Below are 16,023 nucleotides of genomic sequence, written 5' to 3'. Positions count from 1 at the left end.
TGCGCGATGTTGGTGGACGGCGAGGCGGGGCGGCTCAAGACGGAGGCCGACGAGCCGGGCTGGGAGGTGGATCCGGACGACGAGTGGGGAGTGGCGGTCATCGCCACGGTCGGGCGGCAGTTGAAGCTGCGGCGGGAGGCGGTGGGGATGCGGGCCGCCGACTTCGGGAGGGCGGTCGGGTACGGCGAGGATCTCGTCTACAAGATCGAGGGTGGGAAGCGGATTCCCAGGCAGGAGTATCTGGACAAGGCCGACACGGTGTTGAACGCGGGCGGGCTCATCGCGGCGGCCTGGGAGGACGTGAAGAAGGTCCGGTACCCGAAGAAGGTGCGCGCGCTGGGGAAGCTGGAGGCCAAGGCGGTCGAAATCGGGCTGTACGAGTGCAACAGCGTCCACGGCCTCTTGCAGACTCCGGAGCATGCGCGGGCCGTGATCGGGGCGGCGCAGCCTCCGTACTCGCCGGACGATGTGGAACGCATGGTGGCCGCTCGTCTGGCCCGGCAGGCGGTCTTCGAGCGTGACCCGGCTCCGTCCGTGCACTTCGTCCTGGAAGAGGCTCCGTTGCGCCGACAGGTCGGGGGCACAATGGTGTGGCGACGGCAGCTCGAACGTCTGCTGGAGGTGGGGCGCTTGAACCACGTCACGCTTCAGGTCATGCCGACGAACACCGATGCCCACCCTGGGCTGGACGGCAACATCGAGTTGCTGAAGTTCCCGGACGGTACGGCGGTGGGGCGCTCCGACGGCAAGTTCAGCGGGCGGCCTGTCTCCGACCCGAGGCAGCTCCGCATCCTTGAGTTGCGGTATGGCACCATCCGGGCGCAGGCCCTCCCACCACGGGAGTCGCTGGCCTTCATCGAGCAACTGCTGGGAGAGACATGATGCGCAAGGCCCCCGGGGACGCCTCCGAACTTGCCTGGTTCAAGAGCAGCTACAGCAGCGGCACCGATGGCGAGTCCTGCGTCGAGGTCGCCCAACCCCCCGGCACCGTCCACGTCCGCGACTCCAAGAACCTCGCCGGTCCTCAGCTAGCGCTCACGCGGGACGCGTGGGCGGAGTTCGTGACGTACGCGGCTGGTAGCTGACCCCCGCGTACCTCTCAGAGGGCCGGGTGCTGTCCGCGGACGAGGGAGAGGTCGGGCCGGACCTTACCGATCGCGGCGAAGTCGTCGTCGACGTGGAGCAGGGTCAGGCCGTGATGCTCGGCGGTAAGTGCGATCAGGATGTCCAGCGGCGACGGGCCGCGGTGGTGACCGATCTTCACCAGGTCCCGCTGCACCTCGATGATCTTCGGCCATGGGTCGTCGATTGCGGGAACCCAGCCGAAGGACTGGCCGAGCATGGTGAAGAAGGGTTCGTAGTCGCGGTCGGCGCGCAGTCCGGGCATCAGTTCGGATTCGACGGGAGGGCAGATGGCCACAAGGCCGCGCGCCACTCGGTCGGGCCACGGAGCGCCGAGTTGGCCACGCAGGAGACGCCACACGGCGGAGGTGTCGGCCAAGTAGGTCACAGCCCGTCTCGCTCCCTGGCTTCGAGGACGTCGAAGTCGAGGAACGCGTCGGCGTTCGCCTGGAGCCAGCGCAGCGCGCGTGCCCGGTCTTCGGTGCTGATCGCCGCCGCTATGGCCAGTGCCCGATTGATCGTCTCCCGCTTGGTCTTGGTGCCGAGTTGCTGCTGCGCGAAGGCCAGCATGTCGTCGTCGATGTCGACAAGCGTCCTGGACATGCGGACCTCCTGGAAGACCGGCTGATATATCGCTTCCGTGAATATATCAACCGGCTGCTGAAGACGGCGAGCGTGACGAACGCAGGGGCATGCCGCCCGATGAGGCATGTGCACGTCATTGGTACTGTGCCGCCTCCTTCATTCATCTCCTTCGAAGAGGTGTGCATGCACACAGGCAGACGAACCGTCGCGGTGGCCGCGCTCGCGGGAGCGTTGGCGCTCTCCGTGCTGAACGCGCCGGCGGCCAGCGCGGCGGACACCGGTATCACCGTGTCGGACATCGTCATCAACAAGGGCAAGCCGATCGTGGTCGGCACGTCGAAGGTGGTGGAGCCGCCCCTCTCCTTCAACATCGCTCTGCCGAGCGGGTACAGCACGGCCGACCCCTCCCGCTACGACGCGTACCCCTTCCTCTACCGCGGCACCATGGCGAGCGCGGCCGACACCGGCGAGAACTTCATCCAGCCGGGCGGCTACACCTGCTACGAGATCGACTCCAAGCACGCCCGCTGCGAGGGCGAGCTCTACATCGACCCGCACCCGAGCCAGGAGCACGTCGACTCCAACAGCGACGCCACTACGTGGAAGGTCGGCGTCTCGCTCAGGCTGTGGAAGGCCGACGGCGGTCTCAAGACCGAGGAGCTGGAGACGCGGTCGAAGACCGCTCAGCTCAAGCGCGCGGCCAGAGCGACCGCCAACGCCACGCCGGAGCCGGTCACCAAGGGCAGGACGATCACCGTCACGGGCAAGCTGACCCGGGCGAACTGGAGCACCAAGACGTACGGCGCCTACGGCGGGCGTACGGTCAGCCTCCAGTTCCGCGCCAAGGGCGCCGACACCTTCCAGACGGTCAAGAAGGTCACCAGCAGCAGCACCGGCGGCCTCAAGGCGAGCGTCACCGCCTCCACCGACGGTTCGTTCCGATGGGTGTACTACGGCAACTCGACTACCGGCGCCGCGACCAGCGCGTCGGACTACGTCGACGTGCTCTGACCGCCTCGGTGCGGGGTCGGGTCAGTACAGGGTCGGCACCTCGCCTCCCTCGGCCCGGGTGAGCGTGACCCCGTCCAGACCGCGTAGCCGGCGTTCCGCCACGGCGGTCAGCGCGTCGGCGGGCGGTGGGGTCGGACCCAGGCCGATGGCGAAGCGGGCGGGGGCCGTTCCGAAGGGGCGGGGCCAGGCGTGGCACCCGGGGGCCGTCTCGGCGAGATCGGCGATCAGGGCCCGCATCCTGCCCCGTACCCGGCCCTCGTCCGCGCCCCCGCCCACCGTCACGACCGCCCAGGCGGCGTGGCGGCGGTGGAGCGGGGGAGGGGTGAGGACGTCGGACCAATGGCGGCCCTCCTCCAGCAACTCCCAGGCTCGGAACAGCTCCTGTGTGATCAGGTCCCGCATGCCCGCCGTGACCTGATCCGTGCAGGGGCGGATCGGGGGCGAGGGGGTGGTGATGGTGAGGGGATGGGGGGACCGCTCCGCCCCACCACCCACCGTCTGCGCCCCGCCCACCGGCTCTCGCCAGTCCCACGCCGCCCACGTCGCGAAGAAGTGCCGCAGGAGGTCGGCCGACGGCACGTCACCGGCCTCGCTTGCCGTGCGGGCCGCCAGGACGGTCCAGGCCAGCCCCGGTACGCCGCCGAACGGTGCGGAGTCGAGCCCCCGGGCCTTCGCCCACGCCTTGACCTGCGTGGCCAGTCGGGCGAAGGCCGCCCGGTGGGGGCCCACCGAGGCGAGGACCGCGTGGGCGTCACTCACCGCGCTGAGCGCGATCGCCGCCGCCTCGCCCAGCTCGTCCCGGCGGGCCACCGCCTCGGCGGGGTCCAGCGAGCCGGTGGCCACGATCACCAGGTCGACGTCCATCCCGTCGAGGCGCAGTCGCAACCCCGGCACCCGGGCTCCCACCACCTCCCGTACACCGGTCGCCTCCGGGAACGCGGCCACCAACTCCGCCCGCAGAGCGGCGAGTTCGACGGCGCCGGGGAGGGCCGCGACCAGGTCCAGGTCGGCGCCCGGCAGCGCACAGCCCATGCGCCGGGAGCCGACGACGTGGACGACGCCGTGGGGGAGGGCCGCGGCGATCCGGCGGGCGAGGCCGTCAGCCACGGCCGTGTCGGCCACCGCCGTGTCGGCCACCGCGCCCGCGCCCGGCTGTCCGGAGGGCAGGGGCTCCTCCCGTGCCCAGCAGACCTCGCCGCTTCCCAGCGTCACCCACGCCCGTACGCGCATCGGTTCGTCGCCGCGCCTCGACAGGAGGGCCAGCCGGTCGACCCGGGCCGGCAGCGGCGTGAGCCGGTCGGCGCAGTCGGCGGCCAGGGTGTTCGGGTCGGTGGTGCGGCCCAGGCTGAGGTGCGGGGTGAAGCCGTCGCGGCGGCCCCGGCAACGGGGGAAGCGGCTCACCAGGGTGCGGTGCAGCTCGGCCCACGGCTCCTCGCCGGCCGCCGCCGGGTCCAGCCAGACCGTCGCGTGCTCCCGGTGCCCGAACCAGTGCACGCCCTCCAACCGGGCGTCGAACGCGGCGGTCGGCGCCGACGCCAGCACGGCCGCCGCCTGTTCAAAGGCGTGTTCCGGTACGAAGCCGAAGAGGAGGTTGACGTGCGGGGGCCAGCGGTGGATCTGCGGGTCGTGCTTCCGGCGGATGTCCTGGAGCGGTGGCCACAGCTCCTCCGGCGGCAGCCACGCCAGCGCCGTGCGCGCCGTCGCCGGGGCGTCGCAGACGTCGGTGGTCACCCCGGCCGGGTCACCTGCCGATGCGGAGTGATCCGTGGTCAGGTCCAGATCGACCCGTACCGCGTAGTGGTCGGAGATGTGGAGACCGTCCGTCGTGGGCCGGTCGCCGTACAGCTCGGCCCGGCCCACCCGCAGGCCGTCGCCCGCCGGGCGGAGCAGCACCCGGTCCAGCCGGGAGGCCCGGCCGCTGAGGGAGGAGATCGCGGCGAGGGGGTTGGCGCCGGGGTCGAAGGTCGGGGTCGTGTCGCCGGGGCCGTGCGCCTCGCTCCACGCGTCCCGCATCCCGAGGGTGATCTGCGGGGTGTCCCCGCCGTCGTTGAAGTCGCCCAGGAGGACCAGCTCGGCGTCCACACCGGCCAACCCCTCGGCGATACGGGCCAGTTCGGCCGTACGGCGACCGGCGCCGTCCACGGAGTGGTCGCTGCTGAGATGGGTCGCCGCCACGGCCAGGGGACCGGCGGCCGTCTCCACGACCACGGCGGTCACTCCCTTGTGCGGGCCCAGCGCGTGATGGGCCGCCTCCCGCACCGGCAGCCGGCTCAGGAGCAGCAGACCGCACTCGTCCACGTCACGGTCGCCGGGGTCCGTGCCGAGCGTCCAGCCCGCCCGGAGCCAGGGCTCCCGCAGCAGCATGGCCAGCAGCTCCGCCTCGACCTCCTGCAACGCGATCACGTCCGCGTCGGCGTCGCGCAACGCACGCACCAGCGCCGGCCGCCGCCGGGCACTGTCGATGCGGTCGGCGTCGTACCGGTCCCAGAGGGTGTTCCAGGTCAGGACGCGTACGGTGCCGGCCGGCTGACCCGAGGCCCGGTCGGCGGGGGCGGTCGTGGCCACCGGCGGCGCGGGTATCCAGCCCTCGTCGGCGGCGTCCCAGACGTAGGGCGTGCGGGGCGTGAAGAACGGCGCCCGCAGCCGCCGGGCCTCCCGTACGCGCCCGGCGTCCGTCGCGTCGATGCGGTCCACGCCGGTGGTCCGGTCCCACACCACCTCGCCGTCGGCCTCGAAGAACAGCACCCGGTGCCACGGGATCTCGCCGCCCGGCACGAAGGCGGGCAGCGGGACGCGCTTGGGGTCGGCGCCCCGCTGCATCACGCCCAGCACGAAGCGGGCCGGGTCGAAGCGGGCGTCCCAGCGCACCCGGTGGTAGATCTCCTCGCTCGTACGCACGTCCTCAGACCTCTTCCTCTACGGTCCCACGCGCCCCGATGTACCAGGTGCGATGGGCGTCGCCCGGGTACGGCGGGCTGAACCGGCGCACCTGCGCGGTGAGCACATCCGCCGGCACCGGGTGCTCGCGGTGGGCGTTGCGCCGCACCAGCTCGTCCTCGTCGACGAGGACCACGGCATGGGTGAGCAGGGCGTCCCGGCGGTGGGCGACCGCGTGCACGAGCGAGCGCTGCTGCCGGGTGAGCGACGTGGCGTCCCACACCACCGTCCCCCCGGCGGCCAGCGCCGCGTCCAGCCGGTCGAGCCCCGCGCGCAGCACCTCCGCGTTGGCCCGCTGATCGGCGCGCGCACCCCGGCCCGCGCGCAACTCGTCCAGCGAGACGTACGCGTCCACCCCGGGCAGCTCCCGCCCGAACGTGCTCTTGCCGCTGCCCGCCGGCCCCACCAGCTGGATCAGCTTCGGGAAGTCACCCGCCCGCCACCGCCAGGTCGCGGCCACGGCCTCCGCGGAGACCGCCCGCCGCGGGCCCTCAGGCCGACCGGGCCAACCGTCCCCGACGAGCGAGGCGTCACCAGCGCATGCGCCAGTTCCATCGCTCCCACCGATTCGGTCGCTTCCGCCGATTGCCTCGCTCCCGCCGTCCCCCGCGATCGCGCTGATCCGCCCCCGCGCGTACGCCTCCCGGGCCTCGGCCCGGCAGCGGGCGGCCGCGTCGGCGGGCAGGTCGGCGAAGGCGGCCCGCAGCGCGTCCCACTCCGGGCGGCCGACCTCCTCCGCGTGCAGCGCGGACCACTCCACCTGCTCCCGCGCCTCGTCCGTGTCCGCGGTGGCCCGGGCGACCGCGTGCAACAGCCCGAGGTCGGCGGCGTACGCCATCCGCACCAGGCCCGTCCGCCGGTCCTCGTCCGGATACGGCCGGTGCAGCGCCGGGTGCAGCCCGACGAGATCCGCCACCCGCCGCGCGACCGGCAGGCCCACCACCCCGGCGAGCCGTGCCGCGAGCCACCCCCGCTGCCCGTGCCGGGTGTGCAGCAGCGCGGCGAGGGCCCCGACGAGCCGGTCGTCCCCGGTGAACCCGGTCGCGTCGAACCGTGCGAGAGCCCCCGCGTCCCCGACTTCCCCCGCGTCCCCCGATTCCCCCGCACCGGACAGCCCGACCGCCTCCGCCAGCGCCGCCGCGTCGACAGCGACCCCCGAGCGCACGTCCCACAGGGCGGCCCGCGCGCCCAGCCCGTTCTCGACGACCGCCGCGTGCATCCAGTGCGTGTCCGTCCGGACGTGCCCGGCCCGCACCCACTTGGCCACGCGCGCCCCGAACTCCGCCGCGCCGAAACCGTCCGCGACCCGGACGACGTACCCCTCCTGCCGTGCGAGGTCCAGCCGCAGCGCCCGGAGCGCACGCTCGTCGAACTCGCCCCGCCACAGCACCCGCGGCACCGGGATCCCGAGCCCCCGCAGAAAGCGGACCGTGCGGTCCCAGTCGAGGCAGCGGCCCTCGGCGTCCCACACCGAGAAGCCGTAGAACCAGCTCTCCAGGTCCTCGTACGCGAGCGAGTGCCGGGCGAACATGTTCTCCCCGCACACCCGCCACCCCTCGGGGATGTACGGCCCGACCCGCGCCTGGAGCGCCTTGACCCAGGTGCGGGAGGGGTGGTGGGCGGAGTCGAGCGACCGGGCGTGGAGGCCGTCGGCGTACAGCGTCGTGTTCTCGCCGTCGAGCTTCTCGGTGACGACGACCTCGCGCCCGCGCAGCCCGGACAGATCCGTGACCCGGAGATCGTCGGCCGTCGCGCCGGGGGACCAGGGCAGATGCCGGGTCCGCGGATAGTGCGTACGCATGATGGATGTTCCCCCGCCCGAGCGCCGCCCGGACCCTCCGACCAGCCGCGTCCTGCCCCCACAGGACGACCGCCCAGCCGCCCTGCCCCGTACGGGGCGACCGGCTCCGGTCGCCCCGGTCGCCGTGCGGGCGCGCCTGATCAGCGTAGGAGCGCGTGGCGACGGCGGGCCAACGGATTAACGGGACCTAGGGTCCCGCCATGAAACCCAGAGCGGGTGCCGTCCTCACCTCGGTGATGTTGGTGCTCACCCTGACCACCGGCATGATCGAGGCCGTGAGCTTTCTCGTGCTGGGCCCGGTGTTCACCGCGGTGCAGACGGGCAACCTCCTCTTCCTCGCCTTCGCGCTCACAGGCGCCGCCGACCTCTCCCCGGCCGCGTCCGGTGTCTCGCTCGTCGGCTTCGCGGTGGGCACGGTGCTCGGCTCCCGGGTGGAGTCGGGGGTGGACCGGCGGGGCGGCCGCTGGTTCGTTGTCGCGCTGCTCGCCGAGGGGGCGCTGCTGGGGGTGGGCGCCCTGGTCGCGTGGCGCACCGGCGTCCACGCGCCGACCGCGCCGACCGCGCCGGGCGAACCGCTGACGGGCCGCCACCTCGCGGTGATCGCGCTGGTGGCCGCCGCCATGGGGCTCCGCAACGTCACCGCGCTCAGGGCGTCGGTCCCGGACGTGCCCACCACCCTGTCCACCCGTGCCCTGACCGCCCTCCTCAGCGCCCTCCCGCCGATCGCCGACACCCGGATCGGCTCGGGCCCCCGGCACGAGAGACGCCGTCTCGCGTCGGTCGGCGCGATGTTCACCGGCGGCGTGCTCGGTGCCTGGCTCCTCGACGGGACGGCCGCCCCGGCGGTCGTCCTGTTCCTGCCCGCCGCGATCGCCCTCGGCCTGGGCACGGCCCACCTGGTCGCCGGGGCGGAACGCACGTCGGTACGCGGCTGAGCGCGAACCCGCGGTCCTACGCGGGCGGCCAGGCTCCCGTGGCGCGGAGCGTCATGTACGTCTCGGTGGGCGGGAACGTCGGCGCGAAGTGGGCCGGTGTCCCATCGTGCGGGACCACGACCACGGCGCTGAACGGGGCCTTGGTGGGGTCGCCCGTCTCGATGTGCTCCCTGAAGTCGAACCGCACGGTCCATCCGTAGGCGAAGTCGACGGCCGAGTCGGGCAGCATGACGACGGAATCCGCCCGGTCCGGGTAGCACTCCGTCATCAGAAAACGGGCTCCCGCCGCCACGGCGTCCTCCTTGGCCATCTTCCGCGCGGCTCCGCCGCGACCGCTCCCGCCACGTGGTTCGGCCATGACCCGGTCCTTGTCCTGCCAGGTCCGGAGAATCGCCATGGCATGGGCGATACGCATGTCCAGCCGCCCGGGGTCCGAGCGAAAGGTCTTCTCACCGAGGCCCCGGAAATCCAGGACCGTCCCCCTGCCCTTCACCCGCCAGCGGGTCCGCGTGGGGCGGGACACGTAGTCGTCGCTCTCGCCGTTCAGGAGGTCGTACACCTTCACGACCAGCAGGCACACCGCCCAGAGCGGGGCCGTCGCCGCCAGGAGCAGCCACGCGTACCAGGTGCCCTCCCTGCCCGTGGCCGGCAGCGGTGTGCCCGCCGTCCCCACGGACCAGCGGACCCGGCGCGGCCACGGCAGGACCCGGCCGGCGCGGCGGGTGACCCGCGCCAGGACGGTGCCGTCGGCGGCGCGGACGTCATGGGTGCCCGGGGCCACCGGGTGGACCGAGCACCACACTGTGTCGCTCGTACCGTCGACGATCCAGAAGGGCGACGGCGTCTCACGGACCCCCGGCAGCCCCGAGCGGGGCGCGAAGACCCGGCCTATCGGCGCGTTCCGCGCGCCGGGCGTGGTCGGCGGCCGGATCGTCGACGCCGGCTCGGCGTCGGGTGGCAGCCCCAGCGAGAGCGGATCGGCCACGGGGGAGGGACGGTCCACGGAGACCCGGAACGCGTACGACATGTCATGCACGGTGTCATTCAAACGGGTCGGCCCCCGCCGAACGGGTCGGCCCCCGCCGAACGGGTCGGCCCCCGCCGAACGGGTCGGCCCCCGCCGGACGGCCGCCGGGGGCCCGTGCGGCGACGACTCCAGGAGTCTGGTTTGACCTCGGTCACTCTCGGGGTAATCTCTCCGGCTCGATTGGCGGAGGCCCTGCCCCATATGGCAGACTGTCGGAGTTGCTCGGTCGAGTGTTGATGCTGCACGCCTCCCGCCGGGGGGACCGGAAGCGAGTCCCACAGTACTCGTCGCTCTAACTGCCTCACGGCAGCGCTGGAGCGGACGTACGGGAATCTTCCGGGAAGTGTGGCGCGGCGCCGGCCAGGCGCCCGGTGGGCCTCCGCCCCCGGCCCGCGGTTCCGGTAGGGCCGCGTTCCCGCGCAAGGGATGCTCGAACAAGGGGCATCTGTGTCAGCGGAAGCGCGACACGCCCGACCGCGTGGGTCGGAGGACGGACCAGGGAACACCAGGTTCCAGAGCGTTAGAAGAGACAGGACTACTGAGTAGCCATGGCGGGACAGAAGATCCGCATCCGGCTCAAGGCCTACGACCACGAGGTCATCGACTCCTCGGCGAAGAAGATCGTCGAGACGGTGACCCGCACTGGTGCGTCGGTCGCGGGCCCGGTGCCGCTGCCCACTGAGAAGAACGTGTACTGCGTCATCAAGTCGCCGCACAAGTACAAGGACTCGCGCGAGCACTTCGAGATGCGCACGCACAAGCGCCTGATCGACATTCTCGACCCCACCCCCAAGACCGTTGACTCTCTGATGCGACTCGACCTCCCGGCCGGTGTCGACATCGAGATCAAGCTCTGAGGGCGGTGATCTGAGAATGGCTAAGCAGATCAAGGGCATCCTGGGCGAGAAGCTCGGCATGACGCAGGTGTGGGACGAGAACAACCGTGTTGTTCCGGTCACCGTCGTCAAGGCCGGCCCCAACGTCGTGACCCAGGTTCGTACCAACGACGTCGACGGCTACGAGTCGGTCCAGATCGCCTTCGGCGAGATCGACCCGCGCAAGGTGAACAAGCCCCTCAAGGGCCACTTCGCCAAGGCCGACGTCACCCCCCGTCGCCACCTCGTCGAGATCCGCACCGCGGACGCCTCCGAGTACACGCTGGGCCAGGAGATCACCGCTGAGGTGTTCGAGGCCGGCGTGAAGGTCGACGTCACCGGCAAGAGCAAGGGCAAGGGCTTCGCCGGTGTCATGAAGCGTCACAACTTCCGTGGCCTCGGCGCCGGACACGGCACCCAGCGCAAGCACCGCTCTCCCGGTTCCATCGGTGGCTGCGCCACCCCGGGCCGTGTGTTCAAGGGCCTCCGCATGGCGGGTCGCATGGGCAACGAGCGGGTCACCACCCAGAACCTGACCGTCCACGCCGTTGACGCGGAGAAGGGTCTGCTGCTCATCAAGGGCGCGGTTCCCGGTCCGAACGGCGGCCTCGTCCTGGTCCGCACCGCGGCCAAGGGGGCCTGAGGTACCGATGAGCACTGTTGACATCCTTTCGCCTGCCGGCGAGAAGACCGGAAGCGTCGAGCTCCCCGCGGAGATCTTCGGCGTGGAGAAGGTCAGCATCCCGCTGATCCACCAGGTCGTCGTCGCGCAGAACGCCGCTGCCCGCCAGGGCACGCACAAGACCAAGACCCGTGGCGAGGTTCGCGGTGGCGGCAAGAAGCCGTACCGCCAGAAGGGCACCGGCCGCGCCCGTCAGGGCTCGACCCGCGCGCCCCAGTTCGCCGGTGGTGGCGTCGTCCACGGCCCGCAGCCGCGTGACTACTCGCAGCGGACCCCGAAGAAGATGAAGGCCGCGGCCCTGCGCCACGCCCTCACCGACCGGGCCCGCCACAACCGCATCCACGTCGTCTCCGGCGTGATCGAGGGCGAGAACCCCTCCACCAAGGCCGCCAAGAGCCTGTTCGGCAAGATCTCGGAGCGCAAGAACCTGCTCCTGGTCGTCGAGCGCTCCGACGAGGCCGCGTGGCTCTCCGCCCGTAACCTGCCCCAGGTGCACATCCTGGAGCCGGGCCAGCTGAACACGTACGACGTGATCGTCTCGGACGACGTGGTCTTCACCCAGGCCGCTCTCGAGTCCTTCGTCGCCGGCCCGAAGGCCAACGACACCGAAGGGACTGAGGTCTGATGGCCGTCCGTCACCCCTCCATCGCCTCGAAGGCCGCCAAGGCCGCCAAGGCCGCGCGCGTCGCCAAGGCGCGTCGTCACGCCACCGAGGGCAAGAACACCGTCGTCACCCCGGCGAGCAAGGCGTACACGGACCCCCGTGACGTCCTGATCAAGCCGGTCGTGTCGGAGAAGAGCTACGCGCTCCTCGACGAGAACAAGTACACGTTCATCGTCGCGCCCGGCGCCAACAAGACCCAGATCAAGCAGGCCGTCCAGTCGGTCTTCTCGGTCAAGGTCACCGGGGTCAACACGATCAACCGCCAGGGCAAGCGCAAGCGGACCCGCACCGGCTTCGGCCAGCGCTCCGCGACGAAGCGCGCGATCGTGACCCTCGCCGAGGGCGACCGTATCGACATCTTCGGCGGTCCGACCGCGTAAGCGGGTCGGATCGTCCGATATCGGACGAGGACTGAGAAATGGGAATCCGCAAGTACAAGCCGACTACGCCGGGCCGTCGTGGTTCCAGCGTCGCCGACTTCGTCGAGATCACGCGGTCCACGCCGGAGAAGTCGCTGGTCCGCCCCCTGCACAGCAAGGGCGGCCGTAACAACGCCGGTCGTGTGACCGTTCGCCACCAGGGTGGCGGACACAAGCGCGCCTACCGAGTGATCGACTTCCGTCGTCACGACAAGGACGGCGTGCCGGCGAAGGTCGCGCACATCGAGTACGACCCCAACCGCACCGCGCGCATCGCGCTGCTGCACTACGCCGACGGCGAGAAGCGCTACATCCTCGCCCCGCGCAACCTGCAGCAGGGTGACCGCGTCGAGAACGGTCCCGGGGCCGACATCAAGCCGGGCAACAACCTGGCCCTCCGCAACATCCCGGTCGGTACCACGATCCACGCGATCGAGCTCCGTCCCGGTGGCGGTGCCAAGTTCGCCCGCTCCGCCGGTGCCTCCGTGCAGCTGCTCGCGAAGGAGGGCGCCTACGCCCACCTCCGCATGCCCTCCGGTGAGATCCGCCTGGTCGACGTGCGCTGCCGCGCCACGGTCGGCGAGGTCGGCAACGCCGAGCAGAGCAACATCAACTGGGGCAAGGCCGGCCGCAAGCGCTGGCTGGGCGTCCGCCCGACCGTTCGCGGTGTGGCGATGAACCCGGTTGACCACCCCCACGGTGGTGGTGAGGGCAAGACCTCCGGTGGTCGCCACCCGGTCAGCCCCTGGGGTCAGAAGGAAGGTCGTACTCGTTCGCCCAAGAAGGCGTCGAACAAGTACATCGTCCGCCGCCGCAAGACGAACAAGAAGCGCTAGGAGCGGGTTTAGATGCCGCGCAGTCTCAAGAAGGGGCCCTTCGTCGACGACCACCTGATCAAGAAGGTGGACGCCCAGAACGAAGCCGGCACCAAGAACGTCATCAAGACCTGGTCCCGTCGCTCGATGATCGTCCCGGCCATGCTCGGCCACACGATCGCGGTGCACAACGGCAAGACCCACATCCCGGTGTTCGTCACCGAGTCGATGGTCGGCCACAAGCTCGGCGAGTTCTCGCCGACGCGCACCTTCCGGGGTCACGTCAAGGAAGACCGGAAGTCGAAGCGCCGCTAGTAGCGGATCGCATTCAGACACGTAAGTAACTGAAGGGACAACCATGGAAGCCAGGGCCCAGGCGCGGTACATCCGCGTCACGCCCATGAAGGCCCGCCGCGTGGTGGACCTTATCCGTGGCATGGACGCCACGGAGGCTCAGGCGGTCCTGCGATTCGCTCCGCAGGCCGCCTCCGTGCCCGTCGGCAAGGTGCTCGACAGCGCCATTGCCAACGCCGCGCACAACTACGACCACACGGACGCCACTTCGCTGTTCATCAGCGAGGCGTACGTCGACGAGGGTCCGACCCTGAAGCGGTTCCGGCCGCGCGCCCAGGGCCGTGCCTACCGGATCCGCAAGCGGACCAGCCACATCACCGTGGTCGTCAGCAGCAAGGAAGGAACCCGGTAATGGGCCAGAAGGTTAACCCGCATGGGTTCCGGCTCGGTGTCACCACGGACTTCAAGTCCCGGTGGTACGCCGACAAGCTGTACAAGGACTACGTCAAGGAAGACGTCGCCATCCGTCGGATGCTGACGTCCGGCATGGAGCGCGCGGGTATCTCCAAGGTGGAGATCGAGCGCACCCGTGACCGTGTCCGCGTGGACATCCACACCGCGCGTCCGGGCATCGTCATCGGCCGCCGCGGCGCGGAGGCCGACAAGATCCGCGGTCAGCTGGAGAAGCTGACGGGCAAGCAGGTCCAGCTGAACATCCTCGAGGTCAAGAACCCCGAGACCGACGCTCAGCTGGTTGCTCAGGCCGTCGCCGAGCAGCTGTCCTCCCGCGTCTCCTTCCGTCGGGCCATGCGCAAGAGCATGCAGTCCGCCATGAAGGCCGGCGCCAAGGGCATCAAGATCCAGTGCGGTGGCCGCCTCGGCGGCGCCGAGATGTCCCGCTCGGAGTTCTACCGCGAGGGCCGTGTGCCCCTGCACACGCTCCGCGCGAACGTGGACTACGGCTTCTTCGAGGCCAAGACGACCTTCGGCCGCATCGGTGTGAAGGTCTGGATCTACAAGGGCGACGTCAAGAACATCGCCGAGGTCCGCGCCGAGAACGCCGCTGCCCGTGCGGGTAACCGCCCGGCCCGCGGTGGTGCAGACCGCCCGGCCCGTGGTGGCCGCGGTGGCGAGCGGCGCGGTCGCAAGCCGCAGCAGGCTGCCGGCGCCGAGGCCCCCAAGGCCGAGGCTCCCGCCGCTCCGGCTGAGAGCACCGGAACGGAGGCCTGACCGACATGCTGATCCCCCGTAGGGTCAAGCACCGCAAGCAGCACCACCCGAAGCGCAACGGCGCTGCCAAGGGTGGCACGACGGTTGCGTTCGGCGAGTACGGCATCCAGGCGCTCACCCCGGCGTATGTGACGAACCGTCAGATCGAGGCCGCTCGTATCGCCATGACGCGTCACATCAAGCGTGGTGGCAAGGTCTGGATCAACATCTACCCGGACCGTCCCCTCACCAAGAAGCCTGCCGAGACCCGCATGGGTTCCGGTAAGGGTTCCCCGGAGTGGTGGATCGCCAACGTCAAGCCCGGACGCGTGATGTTCGAGCTGTCGTACCCCAACGAGAAGATCGCCCGTGAGGCCCTGACTCGCGCCGCCCACAAGCTGCCGATGAAGTGCCGGATCGTCAAGCGCGAGGCAGGTGAAGCGTGATGTCGGCCGGTACCAAGGCGTCCGAGCTGCGCGAGCTGGGCAACGAGGAGCTTCTGGCGAAGCTCCGCGAGGCCAAGGAAGAGCTGTTCAACCTCCGCTTCCAGGCGGCGACCGGACAGCTCGAGAACCACGGCCGTCTGAAGGCGGTCCGCAAGGACATCGCGCGGATCTACACCCTGATGCGCGAGCGTGAGCTGGGCATCGAAACGGTGGAGAACGCCTGATGAGCGAGAACAACGTGACTGAGACGAACACTGAGGCGCGGGGCTTCCGCAAGACCCGTGAGGGCATCGTCGTCAGCGACAAGATGGACAAGACCGTCGTCGTCGCCGTCGAGGACCGCAAGAAGCACGCCCTGTACGGCAAGGTCATCCGCAGCACGAGCAAGCTCAAGGCGCACGACGAGCAGAACGCCGCCGGCGTCGGCGACCGTGTCCTCCTGATGGAGACCCGGCCGCTGTCCGCCACGAAGCACTGGCGCGTCGTCGAGATCCTCGAGAAGGCGAAGTAATCAAGCGGGGTTCGCCCCGCTGCCCCGCCGGGGGACCGACCCCGGACTCCGGTCCGAGGGGTCGCTCCCGGCGCGGGTTTCGCCAGACCGAACAAAAGACCGCCGCCCGGCGAGCTCCGTGAAACGACTTACGGAGCCGCCGCCGGGAACCCCGGCCGAGGTGCGTGAAGCACTCGCGCTCGTCGCGAGAGCCGCTCCGCCGTCCGGCCGGGCCGGCACGTAATTCCTGCGGGGGTATCCCCGCAGGACGGTTCCGCCAGGCTCGCAGGTTCGCCCCGAAAGGGCCCTGCGGGAACCGGCAGACAATCAGGAGATAGACGTGATCCAGCAGGAGTCGCGACTGCGCGTCGCCGACAACACTGGTGCGAAGGAAATCCTTTGCATCCGTGTGCTCGGTGGCTCCGGTCGCCGCTACGCGGGCATCGGTGACGTCATCGTCGCCACCGTCAAGGACGCGATCCCCGGTGGCAACGTGAAGAAGGGTGACGTCGTCAAGGCGGTCATCGTTCGCACCGTCAAGGAGCGCCGCCGTCCGGACGGCTCGTACATCCGCTTCGACGAGAACGCCGCCGTCATTCTGAAGAACGACGGCGACCCTCGCGGCACCCGTATCTTCGGCCCCGTCGGCCGTGAGCTGCGCGAGAAGAAGTTCATGAAGATCATCTCGCTCGCGCCGGAGGTGCTGTAAGC

Annotated in this window: 21 protein-coding genes; 16 read left to right on the top strand and 5 right to left on the bottom strand. The window is 70.7% G+C overall.

Going from position 1 to position 16,023, the window contains the following annotated elements; all coding sequences use genetic code 11:
* Window positions 1–6: 6 nt before the first annotated feature.
* Together M8J73_RS23990 and M8J73_RS23985 are read left to right on the top strand one after the other, a co-directional pair.
* The gene (locus M8J73_RS23990; RefSeq protein WP_055542610.1) at window positions 7–882 is read left to right on the top strand and encodes a helix-turn-helix domain-containing protein; all 876 of its coding nucleotides are present in this window, start codon (window positions 7–9) and stop codon (window positions 880–882) included.
* The gene (locus M8J73_RS23985; RefSeq protein ID WP_055542611.1) at window positions 879–1,085 is read left to right on the top strand and encodes a DUF397 domain-containing protein; all 207 of its coding nucleotides are present in this window, start codon (window positions 879–881) and stop codon (window positions 1,083–1,085) included. Before M8J73_RS23990 ends, M8J73_RS23985 begins: the two co-directional genes overlap by 4 nt.
* Window positions 1,086–1,099: 14 nt before the next feature.
* Here M8J73_RS23985 and M8J73_RS23980 read toward each other — a convergent pair whose 3' ends face one another.
* Both M8J73_RS23980 and M8J73_RS23975 read right to left on the bottom strand, forming a co-directional pair.
* Complete coding sequence (locus M8J73_RS23980; RefSeq protein WP_055542612.1) at window positions 1,100–1,510, bottom strand: PIN domain nuclease; 411 nt, start codon at window positions 1,508–1,510, stop codon at window positions 1,100–1,102.
* A complete protein-coding gene (locus M8J73_RS23975; protein WP_055542613.1) occupies window positions 1,507–1,725 on the bottom strand; it encodes a type II toxin-antitoxin system VapB family antitoxin in 219 nt (72 codons plus the stop codon). The genes M8J73_RS23980 and M8J73_RS23975 overlap by 4 nt, the downstream gene beginning before the upstream one ends.
* Window positions 1,726–1,890: 165 nt before the next feature.
* Here M8J73_RS23975 and M8J73_RS23970 point away from each other — a divergent pair, with 165 nt between their 5' ends.
* Window positions 1,891–2,718, top strand: a complete 828-nt coding sequence (locus M8J73_RS23970) for a hypothetical protein (RefSeq protein WP_055542614.1) — start codon at window positions 1,891–1,893, stop codon at window positions 2,716–2,718.
* A 21-nt stretch (window positions 2,719–2,739) separates the two neighbouring features.
* On the opposite strand, the gene M8J73_RS23965 is transcribed toward M8J73_RS23970, so the two are convergent.
* Window positions 2,740–5,616 (bottom strand): poly(A) polymerase, encoded by a 2,877-nt coding sequence (locus tag M8J73_RS23965; RefSeq protein WP_249829030.1) that lies wholly within the window; start codon window positions 5,614–5,616, stop codon window positions 2,740–2,742.
* Between the two features lie 4 nt (window positions 5,617–5,620).
* Window positions 5,621–7,456: an RNA ligase family protein gene (locus M8J73_RS23960; protein WP_249829029.1), complete on the bottom strand. Its 1,836-nt coding sequence runs from the start codon at window positions 7,454–7,456 to the stop codon at window positions 5,621–5,623.
* Window positions 7,457–7,656: 200 nt separating this feature from the next.
* Here M8J73_RS23960 and M8J73_RS23955 point away from each other — a divergent pair, with 200 nt between their 5' ends.
* Window positions 7,657–8,391 carry a YoaK family protein gene (locus M8J73_RS23955; RefSeq protein WP_055536780.1) on the top strand — a complete coding sequence of 245 codons (735 nt, stop codon included), beginning with the start codon at window positions 7,657–7,659 and terminating at the stop codon, window positions 8,389–8,391.
* Window positions 8,392–8,407: 16 nt separating this feature from the next.
* Here M8J73_RS23955 and M8J73_RS23950 read toward each other — a convergent pair whose 3' ends face one another.
* Complete coding sequence (locus M8J73_RS23950) at window positions 8,408–9,418, bottom strand: YrhB family protein (protein ID WP_240500886.1); 1,011 nt, start codon at window positions 9,416–9,418, stop codon at window positions 8,408–8,410.
* Between the two features lie 548 nt (window positions 9,419–9,966).
* On the opposite strand from M8J73_RS23950, the gene rpsJ reads away from it, so the two are divergent.
* From rpsJ to rplN, 12 genes are all read left to right on the top strand, one after another.
* Window positions 9,967–10,275, top strand: a complete 309-nt coding sequence (gene rpsJ, locus M8J73_RS23945) for a 30S ribosomal protein S10 (protein ID WP_003948644.1) — start codon at window positions 9,967–9,969, stop codon at window positions 10,273–10,275.
* A 16-nt stretch (window positions 10,276–10,291) separates the two neighbouring features.
* Entirely contained in the window at window positions 10,292–10,936 is a 645-nt protein-coding gene (rplC, locus tag M8J73_RS23940) for a 50S ribosomal protein L3 (protein WP_014674369.1), read from the top strand.
* A 7-nt stretch (window positions 10,937–10,943) separates the two neighbouring features.
* Window positions 10,944–11,600: a 50S ribosomal protein L4 gene (rplD, locus tag M8J73_RS23935; protein WP_055517287.1), complete on the top strand. Its 657-nt coding sequence runs from the start codon at window positions 10,944–10,946 to the stop codon at window positions 11,598–11,600.
* On the top strand, window positions 11,600–12,019 hold the full coding sequence (gene rplW, locus M8J73_RS23930; protein ID WP_055517285.1) for a 50S ribosomal protein L23: 420 nt from the start codon (window positions 11,600–11,602) through the stop codon (window positions 12,017–12,019). Before rplD ends, rplW begins: the two co-directional genes overlap by 1 nt.
* A 38-nt stretch (window positions 12,020–12,057) precedes the next feature.
* Window positions 12,058–12,894 (top strand): 50S ribosomal protein L2, encoded by an 837-nt coding sequence (rplB, locus tag M8J73_RS23925; RefSeq protein ID WP_055517283.1) that lies wholly within the window; start codon window positions 12,058–12,060, stop codon window positions 12,892–12,894.
* A gap of 12 nt (window positions 12,895–12,906) precedes the next feature.
* Entirely contained in the window at window positions 12,907–13,188 is a 282-nt protein-coding gene (gene rpsS / locus M8J73_RS23920; RefSeq protein WP_004984529.1) for a 30S ribosomal protein S19, read from the top strand.
* 43 nt (window positions 13,189–13,231) lie between these two features.
* The gene (gene rplV / locus M8J73_RS23915) at window positions 13,232–13,579 is read left to right on the top strand and encodes a 50S ribosomal protein L22 (protein ID WP_055536779.1); all 348 of its coding nucleotides are present in this window, start codon (window positions 13,232–13,234) and stop codon (window positions 13,577–13,579) included.
* Complete coding sequence (rpsC, locus tag M8J73_RS23910) at window positions 13,579–14,397, top strand: 30S ribosomal protein S3 (RefSeq protein ID WP_055536778.1); 819 nt, start codon at window positions 13,579–13,581, stop codon at window positions 14,395–14,397. The genes rplV and rpsC overlap by 1 nt, the downstream gene beginning before the upstream one ends.
* Before the next feature lie 5 nt (window positions 14,398–14,402).
* Window positions 14,403–14,822, top strand: a complete 420-nt coding sequence (gene rplP / locus M8J73_RS23905; RefSeq protein ID WP_055536777.1) for a 50S ribosomal protein L16 — start codon at window positions 14,403–14,405, stop codon at window positions 14,820–14,822.
* A complete protein-coding gene (rpmC, locus tag M8J73_RS23900) occupies window positions 14,822–15,046 on the top strand; it encodes a 50S ribosomal protein L29 (RefSeq protein WP_007494763.1) in 225 nt (74 codons plus the stop codon). The genes rplP and rpmC overlap by 1 nt, the downstream gene beginning before the upstream one ends.
* On the top strand, window positions 15,046–15,333 hold the full coding sequence (gene rpsQ, locus M8J73_RS23895; RefSeq protein WP_006130775.1) for a 30S ribosomal protein S17: 288 nt from the start codon (window positions 15,046–15,048) through the stop codon (window positions 15,331–15,333). The genes rpmC and rpsQ overlap by 1 nt, the downstream gene beginning before the upstream one ends.
* Before the next feature lie 319 nt (window positions 15,334–15,652).
* A complete protein-coding gene (rplN, locus tag M8J73_RS23890; RefSeq protein ID WP_003998823.1) occupies window positions 15,653–16,021 on the top strand; it encodes a 50S ribosomal protein L14 in 369 nt (122 codons plus the stop codon).
* The last annotated feature ends 2 nt before the right edge of the window (window positions 16,022–16,023 follow it).

Source organism: Streptomyces neyagawaensis, from assembly GCF_023516595.1.
Classification (GTDB): domain Bacteria; phylum Actinomycetota; class Actinomycetes; order Streptomycetales; family Streptomycetaceae; genus Streptomyces; species Streptomyces neyagawaensis.
The sequence above is the reverse complement of the archived record's forward strand: the minus strand, read 5'-3'. Positions and strand labels throughout refer to the sequence as shown.

Coding starts and splice junctions, on each gene's coding strand:
- M8J73_RS23990 (WP_055542610.1), top strand. CDS start 7: ATGTTGGTGGACGGCGAGGCGGGGCGGCTCAAGACGGAGGCCGACGAG.
- M8J73_RS23985 (WP_055542611.1), top strand. CDS start 879: ATGATGCGCAAGGCCCCCGGGGACGCCTCCGAACTTGCCTGGTTCAAG.
- M8J73_RS23975 (WP_055542613.1), bottom strand. CDS start 1,725: ATGTCCAGGACGCTTGTCGACATCGACGACGACATGCTGGCCTTCGCG.
- M8J73_RS23970 (WP_055542614.1), top strand. CDS start 1,891: ATGCACACAGGCAGACGAACCGTCGCGGTGGCCGCGCTCGCGGGAGCG.
- M8J73_RS23960 (WP_249829029.1), bottom strand. CDS start 7,456: ATGCGTACGCACTATCCGCGGACCCGGCATCTGCCCTGGTCCCCCGGC.
- M8J73_RS23955 (WP_055536780.1), top strand. CDS start 7,657: ATGAAACCCAGAGCGGGTGCCGTCCTCACCTCGGTGATGTTGGTGCTC.
- M8J73_RS23950 (WP_240500886.1), bottom strand. CDS start 9,418: ATGTCGTACGCGTTCCGGGTCTCCGTGGACCGTCCCTCCCCCGTGGCC.
- rpsJ (WP_003948644.1), top strand. CDS start 9,967: ATGGCGGGACAGAAGATCCGCATCCGGCTCAAGGCCTACGACCACGAG.
- rplC (WP_014674369.1), top strand. CDS start 10,292: ATGGCTAAGCAGATCAAGGGCATCCTGGGCGAGAAGCTCGGCATGACG.
- rplD (WP_055517287.1), top strand. CDS start 10,944: ATGAGCACTGTTGACATCCTTTCGCCTGCCGGCGAGAAGACCGGAAGC.
- rplW (WP_055517285.1), top strand. CDS start 11,600: ATGGCCGTCCGTCACCCCTCCATCGCCTCGAAGGCCGCCAAGGCCGCC.
- rplB (WP_055517283.1), top strand. CDS start 12,058: ATGGGAATCCGCAAGTACAAGCCGACTACGCCGGGCCGTCGTGGTTCC.
- rpsS (WP_004984529.1), top strand. CDS start 12,907: ATGCCGCGCAGTCTCAAGAAGGGGCCCTTCGTCGACGACCACCTGATC.
- rplV (WP_055536779.1), top strand. CDS start 13,232: ATGGAAGCCAGGGCCCAGGCGCGGTACATCCGCGTCACGCCCATGAAG.
- rpsC (WP_055536778.1), top strand. CDS start 13,579: ATGGGCCAGAAGGTTAACCCGCATGGGTTCCGGCTCGGTGTCACCACG.
- rplP (WP_055536777.1), top strand. CDS start 14,403: ATGCTGATCCCCCGTAGGGTCAAGCACCGCAAGCAGCACCACCCGAAG.
- rpmC (WP_007494763.1), top strand. CDS start 14,822: ATGTCGGCCGGTACCAAGGCGTCCGAGCTGCGCGAGCTGGGCAACGAG.
- rpsQ (WP_006130775.1), top strand. CDS start 15,046: ATGAGCGAGAACAACGTGACTGAGACGAACACTGAGGCGCGGGGCTTC.